The organism is Sphingobium sp. Ant17 (assembly GCF_000588875.1).
In the GTDB taxonomy this organism is placed as follows: domain Bacteria; phylum Pseudomonadota; class Alphaproteobacteria; order Sphingomonadales; family Sphingomonadaceae; genus Sphingobium.
In genome coordinates, this window is sequence record NZ_JEMV01000084.1 from 1 (window position 1) to 15,716 (window position 15,716).

At 64.0% G+C, this 15,716-nt stretch carries 10 protein-coding genes, 2 pseudogenes and 1 other annotated feature; of the genes and pseudogenes, 4 read left to right on the forward strand and 8 right to left on the reverse strand.

All coding sequences use genetic code 11. From position 1 onward, the window contains the following. The 3 genes and pseudogenes from BF95_RS30830 to BF95_RS22235 form a co-directional block, all read left to right on the forward strand. Positions 1 to 339 (forward strand): annotated as a pseudogene (locus tag BF95_RS30830) (hypothetical protein); the annotation flags it as partial. After that, positions 250 to 303: a sequence feature (sul1 is cis-regulatory element that is thought to sense ions involved in sulfur or methionine metabolism; They are found in Alphaproteobacteria), on the forward strand. Its footprint overlaps the pseudogene before it by 54 nt. A gap of 52 nt (positions 340 to 391) precedes the next feature. Beyond that, positions 392 to 1,876, forward strand: coding sequence for a SulP family inorganic anion transporter (locus BF95_RS22230; protein ID WP_043154553.1), 1,485 nt, complete (start codon positions 392 to 394; stop codon positions 1,874 to 1,876). An 11-nt stretch (positions 1,877 to 1,887) separates the two neighbouring features. Further along, positions 1,888 to 2,739, forward strand: coding sequence for a universal stress protein (locus tag BF95_RS22235; protein WP_043154555.1), 852 nt, complete (start codon positions 1,888 to 1,890; stop codon positions 2,737 to 2,739). Positions 2,740 to 2,772: 33 nt separating this feature from the next. On the opposite strand, the gene rpoN is transcribed toward BF95_RS22235, so the two are convergent. The 8 genes and pseudogenes from rpoN to araD1 all read right to left on the reverse strand — a co-directional run bounded on the left by rpoN (position 2,773) and on the right by araD1 (position 14,685). Next, positions 2,773 to 4,293 (reverse strand): RNA polymerase factor sigma-54, encoded by a 1,521-nt coding sequence (gene rpoN, locus BF95_RS22240; protein WP_043154568.1) that lies wholly within the window; start codon positions 4,291 to 4,293, stop codon positions 2,773 to 2,775. Positions 4,294 to 4,421: 128 nt separating this feature from the next. Next, entirely contained in the window at positions 4,422 to 5,207 is a 786-nt protein-coding gene (gene lptB, locus BF95_RS22245; RefSeq protein ID WP_043154571.1) for an LPS export ABC transporter ATP-binding protein, read from the reverse strand. A gap of 235 nt (positions 5,208 to 5,442) precedes the next feature. Continuing rightward, entirely contained in the window at positions 5,443 to 8,268 is a 2,826-nt protein-coding gene (locus tag BF95_RS22250; protein WP_043154558.1) for a TonB-dependent receptor, read from the reverse strand. A gap of 256 nt (positions 8,269 to 8,524) precedes the next feature. Further along, a complete protein-coding gene (locus BF95_RS22255) occupies positions 8,525 to 9,952 on the reverse strand; it encodes a glycoside hydrolase family 43 protein (RefSeq protein ID WP_043154560.1) in 1,428 nt (475 codons plus the stop codon). A gap of 12 nt (positions 9,953 to 9,964) precedes the next feature. After that, positions 9,965 to 11,002: an arabinan endo-1,5-alpha-L-arabinosidase gene (locus BF95_RS22260; protein ID WP_043154562.1), complete on the reverse strand. Its 1,038-nt coding sequence runs from the start codon at positions 11,000 to 11,002 to the stop codon at positions 9,965 to 9,967. 154 nt (positions 11,003 to 11,156) lie between these two features. Then, positions 11,157 to 12,722, reverse strand: coding sequence for an alpha-N-arabinofuranosidase (locus BF95_RS22265; protein ID WP_043154564.1), 1,566 nt, complete (start codon positions 12,720 to 12,722; stop codon positions 11,157 to 11,159). 40 nt (positions 12,723 to 12,762) lie between these two features. After that, positions 12,763 to 13,688: pseudogene (locus BF95_RS22270) on the reverse strand (Gfo/Idh/MocA family protein). A gap of 4 nt (positions 13,689 to 13,692) precedes the next feature. After that, entirely contained in the window at positions 13,693 to 14,685 is a 993-nt protein-coding gene (gene araD1, locus BF95_RS22275; protein ID WP_043154573.1) for an AraD1 family protein, read from the reverse strand. A gap of 192 nt (positions 14,686 to 14,877) precedes the next feature. Here araD1 and BF95_RS22280 point away from each other — a divergent pair, with 192 nt between their 5' ends. Then, a complete protein-coding gene (locus BF95_RS22280) occupies positions 14,878 to 15,642 on the forward strand; it encodes a FadR/GntR family transcriptional regulator (RefSeq protein WP_043154566.1) in 765 nt (254 codons plus the stop codon). Positions 15,643 to 15,716 lie beyond the last annotated feature (74 nt).

A 15,716-nucleotide genomic window follows, 5' to 3' on the forward strand; every position in this document is an offset into this window, starting at 1 on the left:
GAACSCGGGCGGATGAAGCCATCCCCCTATTATGACCGCATCGTCGATGTGGTCGAGGAACTGGTCCGCTTCACCGTCCTGCTGCGGCCCCATGCCGACCAGCTGGTGGACCGCTATTCCGAACGCAAGGATCGCGACGAACCCGTCGCACCCATGTCGAGAAGGCGGGGCTGGCGACATCGGTCTGACCGGTCGTTCGCCTTATCGCTCTTGCGCCGGTCCTGCATCTTGGATAGGGGGACCGCATCCATTGGACCCGGCATCGTCGGGTGGCTCGGCCCGGCGCCTATCCCCGGGATAACCATTAGCGAATTTGGGCTTCGCTTTTCCGAGTTTTGAGCGTTTCCGCGCACACACGCGATGCCCCGCTAGCCAATCTAGGTTTTTTCGAATGTTATCCATCGCCTCGCTGCAACGCGAATGGCTTGCCAATCCGCGCGCCGACATCCTCGCCGGGATCGTCGTCGCCCTGGCGCTGATCCCTGAAGCCATCGGCTTTTCCATCATCGCCGGGGTCGATCCGCGCGTCGGCCTCTATGCCTCCTTCTCCATCGCCTTCATCATCGCCTTCGTCGGCGGACGCCCCGGCATGATCTCCGCCGCCACGGCCGCCGTCGCCGTGTTGGTCGTCCCGCTCGTGCGCGACCATGGCATCGACTATTTGTTCGCCGCCACCATCCTGATGGGCATCATTCAGGTCGTCGCCGGGTTCCTGCGGCTCGACATGCTGATGCAATATGTGTCGCGCTCGGTCATCACCGGCTTCGTCAATGCGCTCGCGATCCTCATCTTCATCGCCCAATTGCCGCAGCTTATGGGCGTGACCTGGGTCACCTATGCGATGGTTGCCGGTGGCCTCGCCATCATCTACCTCTTCCCGCGCCTGACTAGGGCGGTGCCTTCGCCACTGGTCGCGATCGTCATCCTGACGATCCTGTCCATCTATGGCGCGCTCAACGTCAACACGGTGGGCGATATGGGCGAACTGCCTTCGACCCTGCCGGCCTTCCTCATCCCCAACGTCCCGCTGACGCTGGAAACGTTCCAGATCATCCTGCCCTATTCGCTGACCATGGCGGCCGTCGGCCTGCTGGAATCGATGATGACGGCGCAGATCGTCGATGACCTGACCGACACCGGGTCGGACAAGCGCCGCGAAATGAAGGGCCAGGGCATCGCCAATTTCGCCACTGGCTTCCTTGGCGGCATGGGGGGTTGCGCGATGATCGGCCAGTCGGTCATCAACGTGAAGTCGGGCGGTTCGACCCGCCTGTCCACCCTCGTCGCGGGCACCTTCCTTTTGTTCCTGATCGTCGTGCTCGGCCCACTCGTGGCCCAGATTCCGATGCCAGCGTTGGTCGCGGTGATGATCATGGTGTCGATCGGCACGTTCAGCTGGCGCTCGATCAAGGATTTGCGGACCAATCCGTGGCAATCCTCCGTCGTCATGGTCGCCACCGTCGTCATCGTAGTATGGACGCATGATCTCGCCCAAGGCGTGCTGGCGGGTGTCATCCTGTCGGGGTTGTTCTTCGCGAGCAAGGTCAAGCAGCTCTTCACGGTCACGTCCGAAATGGCGGCCGATGGCAAGGCGCGCACCTATCGCGTTGCGGGCCAGGTCTTCTTCGCCTCGTCGGACAGCTTCACCGCCGCCTTCGACTATAAGGAGGTTCTGGACCGCGTCGTGATCGACGTCACCGGCGCGCATTTCTGGGACATTTCGGCGATCGGCACGCTCGACAAGGCGATCCTGAAATTCCGTCGCGAAGGCACGGCGGTCGAGGTCATCGGCCTCAATGACGCCAGCGCCGCGATGGTCGAACGCTATGCCATGCACGACAAGCCGGGTGCGGACGCGCAACTCGGCGCGCATTGAGGAGAGACGCCATGACCAAGATACTCGCCTGTATCGACGCCTCGGCCTATGCGGCCAGCGTCGTCGACCTTGCCGCCTGGGCGTCCAAGCGCCTCGATCTGCCGGTGGAACTGCTCCATGTCGTCCAGCGCCGCGACGCCGTGGCACAGCGCCATGACCTTAGCGGCGCGATCGGCCTGGGGGCCAAAAGCGAACTGCTGGAGGAATTGACACGACTGGAGGAAGCCGACTCCCGGCTCCAGGTCGAACGCGGCCGCGTGCTGCTTGCCACGATGGTGGATCGGCTGCACGCCGATGGCGCCATCGCCATCACCCCGCTGCATCGCCATGGCGGCATCGTCGAAACGATCATCGAGCGCGAAGCCGACGCCCGCGTCGTCGTCATCGGCAAGCGCGGCGCCAGCCATGAATTTGCCACCGACCATATCGGGTCGAAGATCGAGCGCGTCGTGCGGGCCAGCGCCAAGCCGGTGCTGATCGCCGCGCGCGCGTCGCAAGCCCCGCAATCCGTTGTCCTCGCCTATGACGGCAGCAAGCCTGCCGACCGCGCGCTGGAACGGGTCGCCAACTCGCCTCTGTTCGCCGGGCTGCCGGTTCAGGTCGTGACGGTCGGCCCCGATGACGACAAGCATCGCACCTTGCTCGACAAGGCCCGCACCGCTTTATCGGCCAACGCGGCCGTCACGCTGACGATCGTGCCGGGCAAACCGGAGGATGCCATCGCAGAGCTGATGGCCGCAACGCCCCACGCGCTACTGGTCATGGGTGCCTATGGCCACTCGCCGCTCCGCACCCTGATCGTGGGCAGCACGACCACCACCCTCACCCGCACCGTCCACGCGCCGGTGCTGCTGGTGCGGTGACCAGCCCTTCGGCCTGATCTCGCCACAACAGGATCAGGCCGCCTTCCCCTTCAGCGCCTTTTGTCGCCGCCGCTGCACCGACGATCCGATCCCCATCGCCTCGCGATATTTGGCGACGGTGCGGCGGGCAATGTCCATGCCGCGCGCGCGCAGCAGCTCGACCAGCGTATCGTCGGACAGGATGGCCTGGGGTTCTTCGGCCATGATCAGCGTCTTGATATGGCTCTTGACCGCCTCGGCCGAAACGGAGCCATCGCCTTCCGCGTTCGACACGCCGCTGGTGAAGAAAAATTTGAGTTCATATTGGCCGCGTGGGCAGGACAGATATTTGTTCGACGTCACCCGACTGACGGTCGATTCATGCATTTTGATCGTGTCGGCGACGGTGCGCAGCGTCAGCGGCTTCAAATGCGCCACGCCCTTGCGGAAGAAATCCTCCTGGCAGCGGACGATCTCGCTCGCGACCTTGATGATGGTCTTCTGCCGCTGGTCGAGCGCCTTGACCAGCCAGTTGGCGCTGGCCAGGCAATCGGCGAGCCAGGCCTTGGCATTCTTGTCCTGCTTGCCGGTCGCCAGTTCGACATAATAGCTGCGATTGACCAGCACGCGGGGCAGGGTGGCGCTGTTGACCTCGATGCTCCATCCTTCGGCGGTGGGGCGCACGAACAGGTCGGGGGAGACCGGCGCGGCGCGGTCGCTCGAAAATTTAAGGCCGGGTTTGGGATCATAGCCGCGCAATTCGCGGATCATGTCGGCCAAATCCTCCTCATCCACCCCGCAGATGCGGCGCAACTGGGGCAGCGCGCCCCTGGCCAGCAGGTCGAGATTGGCGAGCAAGCGGGCGATGCAGGGGTCGTAGCGATCGGCTTCCTTGGCCTGTAGCGCCAGGCATTCGGCCAGCGATCGCGCCCCAACGCCGGTGGGATCGAATGTGTGGATGACGCCCAGCACCCGCTCGACCTCGACCAGCGACAGGCCCATCGCATGGGCAGTTTGCAGCAGGTCGGCCTCCAGATAGCCCGCCTCGCTGATCTGGCCGATCAGTTGCGCCGCGACGATCAGGTCCACGCCCGACAGCGCGGTGCGCGCCTGATCCATCAAATGTTCCTGCAGGCTGGCGCCGGGCGCCGCGAAACTGTCGAAGTCCGGTGCTTCGTCGCCATAGCCGCCCGACAGCGCGTCCATACCGCCACCGCCAGCGCCAAGTGCGCTCGCCATGCGATCGCCGGGGCCATCGTCGATGAACGTGTCAGCGCCATGGTCGACGTCGAGCGGACTGTCCGCGCCGCCCAGCCCCTGCGCGATCAAATCGTCGCTCGCCCCGGTTTCCGCGGCCAGCGTGGGCCGGTCGAGGTCGCGGTCGATGCCATCGGCAGGCGGCGGACCATCATCGCCGCCACCCGATTCGAGTAGCGGATTCTTCTCCAGTTCACCCGCGACGAAGGCGTCGATCTCCAGATTGGACAGCGCCAGCAGTTTGATCGCCTGCTGCAACTGCGGCGTCATGACGAGCGACTGGCTCTGCCGGATATCGAGGCGTGGACCCAGCGCCATCAGGAAGCGCGCCTTTGCAGGCAGCACCGGCTCGTACCCCCACCCGGACGCCCAGCCAGCATAGACTGTGGGAGGCCGGTGGGGGTGCGGGCCGGTGCCGTAAAGAGAAAGTGCGCCCCCGCATCATGTCACAGCGAGAAATTCTCGCCCAGATAGAGGCGGCGGACGTCGGCATTGGCGACCAGTTCGGTTGGGCTGCCGGTGAACAGCACCTGCCCGTCATAGATGATGCAGGCGCGATCGACGATTTCCAGCGTCTCGCGCACATTATGGTCGGTGATCAGCACGCCGATCCCACGCGTCTTCAACTGCTTCACCAAATCGCGAATATCGGCGATCGACAGCGGATCAATGCCCGCAAAAGGTTCGTCCAGCAGCACGATCGACGGATTGGCGGCCAGCGCGCGGGCAATCTCGCACCGGCGGCGCTCGCCCCCCGACAACGCCATCGCGGCCGAATCGCGCAACCGGGTCAGGCCGAACTCATCGAGCAATTGCTCCAGCCGCGCGGCGCGCGACGCCTTGTCGGGCTCCGCCATTTCCAGCACCGCGCTGATATTCTGCGCGACGGTCAGGCCGCGAAAGATCGAGGTTTCCTGCGGCAGATAACCAAGGCCCAGGATGGCGCGGCGATACATGGGCAGGCTGGTAATATCCTGCCCGTCCAGCAGCACGCGGCCGCGATCGGGTCGGACGAGGCCCATGACCGAATAGAAGCAGGTCGTCTTGCCCGCGCCATTGGGGCCAAGCAGGCCGACGACTTCGCCTTTGCCGACGGTCAGCGACACGTCCGACAACACCACGCGATTGTCGTAGCTTTTGGCGATCGAGATGACCGACAGGCCATCGCCCAGCTCGTGCGGGACGGGAGGGCGGGGGGCGGCGGGCCGTTCCTGGGTGGTGACGTCGTGCATGGGTCCATCCTTGCGGCCGGACGGCGAACCGCCCGCGCCAGTTGGCATCCTTTGTGCATGGGATCGCCGCCGGGGCAAGGGGAAAATGGCGCGACCGCCGCGCTGCGAGGTGAGGCGACGTCGCCTTTCACCCTCGCTCCAAACAAAAATGGCGGTCGTTCCGGGGTTGGAGAGGAACCCGGAACGACCGCCATATCATGGAGCGCAGCGAGGAGACGCCACGCCCCATGGGCACTCAGTCAAACTTGAAGCGGACACCCAGAGCAAAGGTCCGGTCGATCAGCAGCGTGCTGGAGTTGAACTCCGTCGGATTGCCGACATCGCCGAACTTGTAATAATTCTGCTGCTTCGCCTTGGTGATGTTCACCGCGTCGAAGGTGATGCCGATATCTTCGTTCACGTTCAGCGTCAGCTGGAAGTCCAGGCTCTTTTCAGGCGCACGCCACATGCCGATCGGGTTGGCAAAGGCCCGCGCTTCATTGTTGTTCAGGAAGCCCTTGCGCCAGATGTAGGACAGGCGCGCGCCGATCGGGCCTTTGTCATAGGCCAGCGTGGCGTTGTAGGACAGCTTCGACACGCCGAAGAAGGCGGACTTGGCCGTGCCGGTGATTTCGCCTTCATTGTTGACGACCGGGATCGTCTGTTCGGAATCCAGGATCGTCGCGCTGCCGGTGAAGCCAAGGCCGTCAAGCACGGAGGGCAGGTAGGAGGGGAAGTAGGTCAGCCCCAGTTCCAGCCCCTTGAGCGTGCCATCGGAAGCGTTCGCCGGACGGGTGATGTTGAAAAATTCGGTATAGGTCTCGTTGCGCGGCAGATAGTTGTTCGGGATGAACTCGCGAACGGTCAACGGCACGACCAGACCTTCGATCTTGCGGCGGAAGGCGGTCGCATAGATGGCGCTGTTGCGGTCGAAATACCATTCGATCGCCAGATCCATATTCTCCGACTTGGTCGCGCGCAAATTGGGGTTACCCGAAGACCCGGTGCCAAAGCCGATGCGCGACAGATCGCCGCCGAGCGCCAGATTGGGGTTCAGGTCGCCGAACGCCGGACGACGCAGCGTTTGACCATAATTGAACCGGATGCGCAGATTGTCGGTGATGGCATAGCGCGCGGTAAAGGACGGCAGGAAATCGTCGGAACCGGTCGACACGCCGGTCCGGGCGAAATTGGCGCCCCGGTCGAAATATTCATAGTCAGTGTCGATCGCGACATAGCGCACGCCACCCTGCAATTGCAGCGGACGCCCGAAAATCTCGACCTCGGCATCGGCCACGATATAGGCGGCCAGGTTGCTTTCCTCGATGCCGAACACGCGGCCGAAGCTCAGCTGGTCCGACAGCAGCAGACCGGGCGCGACGGCGCGATACAGGTTGCGCACGGCATCCCTGTCCATGCTGCGCGGATCGGCCAGCACCCAGCTGGTCGGAATGTTGGCCCGGCCGTCGAAGAAGCCTTCGTTGGTGAAGGGGGTGCCTTCGCCAAAGGCGTCGAGCGTTACGCCAAGCCCACCCGCGCCCTGATCCCGGACAAAGCTGCTGGCCTTGCGGCGGTCATAACGCCAGCCTGCCTTGATGCGGCGCAGGAAGCCTTCGTCCCAACCATATTCGCCGTCCAGCATCATCGTCAGCGCGCTACCGGTATTCTTGGTGCCGCTGTCGAACAGGTTGCCGACGGTCCACTTGCTCGCGTCGGTCAGGACGTCCTGATTGCCGAAGCTATAGGCGGGCAGGCCGCCCCCGGCGTTGAAATCGACATCGATGTCGAGCGGGCCGCGATCGGTGCGGATGGCAAAGAAGCTCGTCTCGTTCTTGCTGTCCTGATAGGCGATGTCGGCCGAAATCTTGCCGCGCTCACCGACATCCCACTTGGCGTTGAAGGCATAGACATAGCTGTCGGTGCGGCTGGTTGCCCGGTCGCCGCTGTTGAAGCCCGCGACCGCGCCTGCCCGACGCGACTTGATGATGTTGGTGCCTTCGAACAGTTCGAAGCTGTTGCCGACATCGGCGGGCAGGTTGCCCCACCAATCGACGAAGCTGAAGTGCAGGCTGTTGAACGTCTCGCCCTTGAACCCCGTGTAGAAGACCTCAGCGGTGTAGACCGAGCTGTCGTTCGGCGCCCATTGCAGCGCGGCGTTGATCGCCGTCCGATCGCGCTTGCCGTAGACATCGGATGCGATGACGGCGTCGCGGGCGAGATAATAGGGGGTTTCAACGCCATTGATGTTGAGCGTCGATCCGGGCGCGGTCGGCAGGCCCGCGTCGAGACCAGGCGTCCAGTTTTCATTGGTAGCACCGGGGAAGATGCGTTGCAGCGGGGTCAGGCCCGACCCTTCCGGCGGCGTTTCGGTGGCGAACGGCACCATGGCACCGGCCTGCAAATTCTGGTTGCGAAATTCGGCGCGGGTGTAGCTGCCATTCACCAGGAAGCCGATGTCGCCGATGCCGGTTTCCCAGCGGTCGCTGACCAGCAGCGCGACATTGGGGTTCACCTTGTCGGCAAGTTCCGAATAAACGCCGCGCGCCAGGCCCGAAATGGTGAAGCCGTCAAAGTCGAGCGGGCGACGGGTCTGCACGTCGATCTGGCCCGCCAGGCCGGTTTCCAGTTGGTCGGCCGAACGGGTCTTGTAGACATCGACCTGCTTGACGAGGTTGGCGGAGATGTCCTGCAACGCGAAGGACGTGCCAGCAGCGGTGAAGATGTTGCGGCCATTGAGCGTGGTCAGCGGATCGGTCAGGCCGCGAATGGTGATGACCTGCGTTTCGCCGCCAGCCCGGTCGGTGACCTGGATGCCGGTGACGCGCTGCAGCGCCTCGACGACATTATTGTCGGGCAGCTTGCCGACATCTTCCGACACGATCGAATCGACGATCTGAGTGGAATTTTTGCGGACATTGATCGCCCCGACGATCGAGGCGCGGACGCCGGTGACGACGATGTCGGCGACTTCTTCTTCCGGCGCTGCCTGTGGCGTCGCGGGGGTGGTCTGGGCCTGGGCAGCGCCCGCCAGCATCAGCGCGAAGAGCGATGCGGAACCCATTACGATCGGCTTGAGGGCCATGTCAGATATCCTCCCTGGAGCTGGCCCTTGGCCATGCGTGAATTACTCGGACTAATTATTGCTCCGACAAATGAATCGCAAGCGGAAAATGGGGGCGTCCCGACACGAATGCGCGGCACTAGTTACATTATTGCCACAGGCCGACAGCGAAAGGGCGTAGATCCACTATCGGGCGGGTGTCAGACAGGCCAAGGGCCGGCTTCCTGCTGGAAACCGGCCCCTGCCACTGTCTATTTGTCAGACATATTACGGAATGTCAGTCGGCCCGCCAATAAGCCGTAGCGTCCCGGCTCGGCACCAGCCGCAGTTGATCGCCCACGGTGCCGATCGCCTGGCCCGGCGCGGAGATGGCGACGAAGCGCAGCGCGTCGCTGCCCTTCTCCTCGAACCGCACGAACTGGCTGCGCAGCGCGAAATCGGCGCTCTTGCTGTCCTTCTCCAGGCTGATCGACCCATCCTTGGCCGCGACCAGATAATGATCGGGCATCAATATGGGGGACAGCATGATGCTTTCGGTCCCGGCGCGGCCCGGCGACTGGCGGAACTGCGTCTGGGGCAGGGCTGGGTTGCCTGCGACCAAGCGCATGCCGTCATGCGCCATCAACCGCTTGGGGTCGGCCGCCGCGATGAACCGTTCGGGCAGCGGGCCATTGCCGACCGGCACGCCGAAATCGGGCGTCCCATCGGCGGTGTAGTAAAGCCGCTGGACACGGGTATGGCGGTCGGGGTTGAGCAGCGGATCACCCTGGATCGTCTCATAGTCGCGCCCATGATAGACCAGGATATCGCGGCCCTTCTCATCCACGGTGAAGCTGTTGTGTCCCGGCCCATAGACGCTGGTCGCCCGATTGGTGACGAACACCGGCTGGGGCGATTTGACCCAGCTCTTGGCATCCAGCAGGTCGGCATTCTCGTCCGCCGTCAACAGCCCCAGGCAATAGCGCGCATCGGTCGCGCTCGCCGAATAGGTCATGAACAGGCGACCATTGCGATGCAGGATGGCGGGCGCTTCGGCGACCTTGTAGCCGCGGATTTCCCAGTCGAGCGTCGGCACGGCGATCCGCGTCGCCTTGCCCAGCTTGAGCGCCGATTCCAGCTTGGCGATGTACAGGTTGCTGTTCGTTTCGATGCCCGGCTCGCGTTGCGCCCACGCCATATAGCGCGTGCCCTTGTGCGTGAAGATGGTCGAATCGAGGTTGAAACTGTCCCAGGGCGTCTGCAATTCGCCCAGCACGCTCCATTTGCCTGTCATCGGGTCGGGGCCGTCGCACACCACCGCATAGGTGCGGATGCGGAACACATCCTCGCCGCCGCCGCTCGGACCAGCGGCGAAATAGACGATCCACTTGCCGTCCACCATATGCAGTTCGGGCGCCCACAGGAAGCCCGACATCGGCCCGGTCTTTTCATGCCGCCACAGCACGGCTTCGGTCGCGGTGGCCAGGCCCGCGATCGTCTTCGAGCGGCGCAACACCAGCCGGTCATATTCGGGGACCGACCCGGTCATATAATAATAGCCATCGTCATGGCGGAAGATCTGCGCGTCGGCGCGCTGCTTGATCAGCGGGTTGACCGGCACGGGGCCAGCCGCAGTCGGCGCAACGGGCACAGCGCCCAGCTTGCCGCAGGCGGCCGGCAGTATCGCGGCACCGGCCAGGAAGAGGCGGCGGTTGATGTGGTTCATAGGGTCGTTTCCTCAATAATCTGCGACGGGCCAGCCGTCCGCGCCCCAGCGAACCGGCGCGATGCGCAGGGTCGGGGCACCGTCGGCCTGCTTGTCATAAGCGTGGTAAACGACATAATCTTTGCCGTCCTTGTCGTGCAACCATCCGGCATGGCCTGGCCCACGGAAACGCTGCTGCTCCTGCAAATCGGCGCGCAGGAAGATGGTGCCGCCACCCTCCATCATCGCACTGCCATCCTTGCCAAGATACGGCCCGGTGATGTCCTTGGATCGGCCGATCACGGTATAATAGGTGCTGTTCACGCCCTTGCAGCAATAATCATAGGACGCCATCAGCCAATAATAGCCGCCATGGTCGACGATGAAGGGCGCTTCGACCGGGGCCGGGCCGCCAGCCGGTGCGGCGCGGCGCGCGATCGACACGGGCTTGGCCGCAGCATCCTTGGGCTTGCCGCTCTTGGGGTCCAGCTCGAACAATTTGAGGCCGGTCCAGAAGCTGCCGAGCGAAAGCCAGTGGCGGCCTTCGCGGTCGATGATGAAATTGGGGTCGATGGCATTATAATCATCGTCCTTGGTGGACATCACCACCATGCCTTCGTCGCGCCATTTGAAGTCCGGCGACTTCGGGTCGAGCGTCGGACTGGTGGCCAGGCCGATCGCCGAGCGGTTCGAACCGAAGGTCGAGACGGAATAATAGAGCCGGTAGCGGCCATCCACGAAACTGATGTCGGGCGCCCACATCCCATCGCTGCCGGGGATCGCCTGCTTCGCCCAGGCCGGGAGCGCGGTGAACACCGGCGGCCCTGCCGTCCAGCGCATAAGGTCGGGCGAGGTGCGCGTTTCGATCAGCCGCTGGCCATGGCCGGTGCCGAACACATGATAGACGTCGCCCTGCCGGATGATCACCGGATCATGGGTGGGGGCCAGGTCGCCGGTCAGGCGGCTGTTGAGCGTCGGGGCGGTCGGCGGGGTAGCGGCGGGCTGGGCGAGGGCCACCGTGGAAACGCCAAGCATGGCGAGGCAGGTCAGCGGGATCAACTTCAACAACATCTGTCCTCTTCCCGGATAGGGTCTGGCGCGAAATTCTGCCCCCTTGGTCCGTTCGCCCTGAGCCTGTCGAAGGGCCTCACTTCTTTGAAGAAAGTGCAGGGCTTCGACAGGCTCAGCCTGAACGGCTCAGGAAGTCAGGTATGTGCCTTCCGCTTTATTGCAGGTCCAGCACCACCACCGACATCGGCGGCAAGGTGACGGTCAGCGTGCCCCCATTCACCTGCGCGCCGGTGAAGGCGGCGGGCTTGACGGTTTCGGGCGCATCGAACGTGTTATGCGCATTCATCACGCCAGCGGTCAGGACGCGGCCCGACACGGTGGCGGCGGTCAGGCCGTCGAGCTTGACGGTCACTGTGTTGGGCTGGGTCGGGTCGAGGTTGGACAGGCCGACATGGACCTTGCCATCCTTGCCCCGCACGGCCGAACCGCTGACCGCGGGCATCACGAACTCGTCCTTATTATACCAGGGCGTGTCGATGCTGATCGGCAGGACCGTCGCATCCTGCCAGGGTTTGTACATTTCGAACACATGATAGGTGGGGGTCAGCACCATTTTCTTGCCGTCGGTCAGGATCATCGCCTGCAGGACGTTCACCATCTGGGCGATGGCGCTCATCTTCACCCGGTCGGCATGTTTGGCGAACACGTCGAGATGGATGGAAGCGACCAGCGCGTCGCGGATCGTATTCTGCTGACGCAGGAAGCCGGGATGGGTGCCCGGATCCTGGGCATACCAGGTGCCCCATTCATCGACCGCCAGGAAAACGCGCTTCTTGGGATCATATTTATCCATGATCGCGACATGCTTGGTGATCAGCTCGTCCATATGGACGGCCTTGGCCAGCGTGTCGGCCCAGCCGCTCTCGTCGAAATTCACCGGGTCCGCCTTGGGCGGCCAACCACCCTGGGGCAGGGTGTAATAATGGAGCGAAACGGCGTCGAGCTGATCGCCCGCCACCTTCATCATCGTTTCGGTCCAATTATAGTCATCGACATTCGCGCCCGCCGCGATCTTCAGGATCTTGGTGCCAGCAGGGGCCTTGATGAATGTGGCATAGCGGCGCGTCACGTCGGCGGCATATTCGGCGCGCATATTGCCGCCACAGCCCCACAGTTCATTGCCGATGCCGAAATAGGGAACCGCCCAGGGTTCCTTATGGCCGTTCTTGGCGCGCTCGTCGGCCAAGGTGCCGGCGGGCGAGGTCATATATTCGACCCATTCGGCCATTTCCTGCGGGCTGCCATTGCCGACATTGCCCGCGACATAGGCTTCCGCGCCGATCTGGCGGATCAGTTCGAAAAATTCATGGGTGCCGACCGTGTTAGGCTCGGTCACGCCGCCCCAATGGGTGTTGATCTTGACCGGACGCTTGGCGCGGCTGCCGACGCCTTCGCGCCAATGATATTCATCGGCAAAACAACCGCCCGGCCAGCGGACGACGGGCACCGACAGATTCTTGAGCGCCGAGATCACATCGTTGCGAAAGCCATTGGTGTTGGGGATCGACCGGTCGTTGCCGACCCAAAGCCCACCATAGATGCCATTGCCCAGATGCTCGGCGAACTGGGTGAAGATGCGCTTGTCATAGACCGGGCCGGGCTTTGCGGCATTGATCGTCGCGGTGGTCGGCTTGCCATTGGTGTCGGCAAACGCGCTCGTCGTTAAGGCACTGGCGCAAAGCAGCAGCGCGGCGGTGGTACGGCGCAGGGTTTTTATCATATCGTCCTCTCCCTTGTGGAAACAGTCGCGAAAGTGGAAATCAGTCGTGGAAAGCGTCGGTCGGTTCGCGCTTTCCGCGCAGGAAAGCGTCGGCGACCAGCCGCAACGGGCTGGTGTCGACATCGCTGCGCCCACCCCGGATCAGTGTGGCGAAACGGCTGTAAAGCCTGGATATTCGACATCCTCGCCATGCTCGGTGCCACTGGGCAGCGTCAGCACAGCCCCGCCATGCGCCAGCTTTAGCGTGCCTGCGTCCGTTTCGATGATGATGTCCCAGCTCTGCGGGCCGGTCTGCCGCCAGTCGAGATCCATATGGATCAGCGCGCCGCCGGTGTCGCGGAAATGCAGGTCGGCCGCGATCGGCGCCGCGCGGTTTTCCGGCAGAACCAAGGTCGCTTCCTTCAGGAAGAAGGGGCGCGGCAGGATATGGGTGACGATCGAAAGCGCATTGATCCCCGGATCGAACACGCCAAGCCCGCCCGGCTGCCAGATCCACGCCTGACCCGGATGCCACACGCGCACATCCTCGCGCCAGATGATCGACACCTTCTCGATTCTGCGCTCGGACAGCCAGGCGCGGGCCGGGGCGACCCCCGCCGCGAACCGGCTGTGCCAGGCGGCGAACAGGGTCGCATCGACCTTGTCGGCCTGCGCTTTAAGCGCCTCGACCTCCGCCAGCGTCGCGCCGGGGGGCTTTTCCAGAAAGACGTGGATGCCCTTGGCCAGGGCCTGCGCCGCCAGATCATAGCGAACCTGCGGCGGGGTGCAGAGCGCCACCGCGTCGACCGCCGGACCTTCGGCCAGCAGCGCATCGAGGCTGGCCAGATGCGGCACCCCCGTCAGCCCGCCATCATGCGGGCTGACGGTCGCGGCCAGGCTGAAGGCATTATTGCCCCGGATCGCCGGCACATGCTGGTCACGCGCGATCTTGCCGATGCCGATGATCGCGATACGGATCGGGTCCATCGCTTCAGAGCGCCTTGACGGCCACTTCCTGCGGCGCGGCGCGCGTCAGCACATTGCGCACCGGCAGGGTGAAGGGCGCGGCGAGGATTTCGAACACATCGCCTTCCTGGGCTGCGATGCCGTCGCTGAACGACAGGGTCGCGGTGCCGAAGAAATGGACATGGACGTCGCCCGCGCGGCGGAACAGGTCATATTTGAAATGATGATGTTCCAGGTTCGCGAAGCTGTGCGACATATTGCCTTCGCCCGACAGGAACGGCTTTTCCCAGATCGTCGCGCCATCGCGCAGGATGCGGCTCGAACCCTCGATATGCTCGGGCGGCTCGCCGACCAGCAGTTCGGGGCCAAGCGCGGCCTGGCGCAGCTTGGAGTGGGCCAGCCACAGATAATTGTGCCGCTCGGTCACATGGTCGGAAAACTCGTTGGCGAGCGCAAGGCCCAGGCGATAGGGCGTGCCATCCTCGCCGATGATGTAGATGCCCGCCAGTTCGGGCTCCTCGCCGCCATCCTTGGCAAAGGCGGGCATGGTCAGCGGATCGGTCGGGCCGACCAGCTGCGACCCGTCGCCCTTGTAGAACCATTCGGGCTGCTGCCCCGCCTGTCCGGGGGCAGGCTTGCCGCCTTCCAGCCCTTCCAGGAACATGCGCATCGAATCGGTCTGCTTTTCGACCGCGGCCGCCTCGCGGTGCATCTTGTCGCGCCCCTCGGCCGAGCCGAGATGGGTGAGGCCCGTGCCGGTCAGCAGGATATGCGCGTCATCGTCATGGTCGATGGGCGCGAGCAGGCGACCCGCTTCGAACTCGGCGGCGATGTCCACCGCGTCGCCCTTGGGCGCGGCTGCCACGGCGGCGGTCAGGCTGATGCCCTGCGCGATGGCATGCAGCGCGAGAGCGCGGATGGAAGGGAAGCCGACCACGAAGGCGGCGCTGTCGCCTTGCGCGGCGATAACGCCGCGTTCGCCGCTTTGGGCACGGTGCTGCAACAGGCGCAATGTCATGAAAATCTCTCCTCCCGCGCGCCACTGATGGCGCTGAACGCTGGTCGAAGACACGCCGTCGCCCACCTCGACCAAAGCCGGGGCGGCAGTGAATCTCCGAATTACTCCGACATATTACAGGAAGATGGTAATGGCAATGCTTGTATTCTAGACGAACTTGTGCCTGATAGTTGGGGAGCGAGAGGACCAGGAATGGCGAAGGAAGATCCGTCTTTGCACGGGGATGAGGCGGAAACGGGCGGATCGACGAAGGTTGCGCGTGGCCCTGGCAGGCGGCTTCACGGGGCGATCGCGCACAAGCTTGGTACCGCCATCTTGTCCGGCCAATATGCCCCCGGCGACGTCCTGTCGGGCGAAGTCGCCTTTGCCGAGGAACTGGAAGTCTCGCGCAGCGCCTATCGCGAAGCGATCCAGGTGCTGACCGCCAAGGGGCTGGTGGAAAGCCGCCCCAAGGCCGGAACGCGCGTCCTGCCGCGCACCCGCTGGAACCTGCTCGATCCCGAAGTCCTCGCCTGGGCCTTTGCCGGGGAGCCGGATATTCAGTTCGTGCGCGACCTGTTCGAACTGCGCGCTATCGTCGAACCGGCAGCGGCAAGGCTCGCGGCACAGCGGCGCGACAAGGAAGATCTGCGACTGATGAAGGACGCGCTCGCCGCCATGCGCCGCCACACGCTGGCCACCGAATTGGGCCGCGCGGCCGACCGCGATTTCCACAATGCCATCCTGAACGCGACCCGCAACGACGCGCTGCAAGTGCTGTCCGCCAGCATCGGCGCGGCGGTCAACTGGACCACCCAATATAAACAACGCGCCCGCGCCCTGCCGCGCAACCCCATCCCCGACCATGTCCGCGTCTATGACGCGATCGCCGCCGGCGACACGGCCGCCGCGGCCGAGGCGATGGGCGTGCTGGTCGACCTGGCATTGGAAGACACCGCCAGCGCAATGGGCGGCTAATCCTCCCCAATATCTAAATCCTCCCCTGTAAGGGGAGGGGGACCGTTCGCGAAGCGAATGGTGGAGGGGTGTCA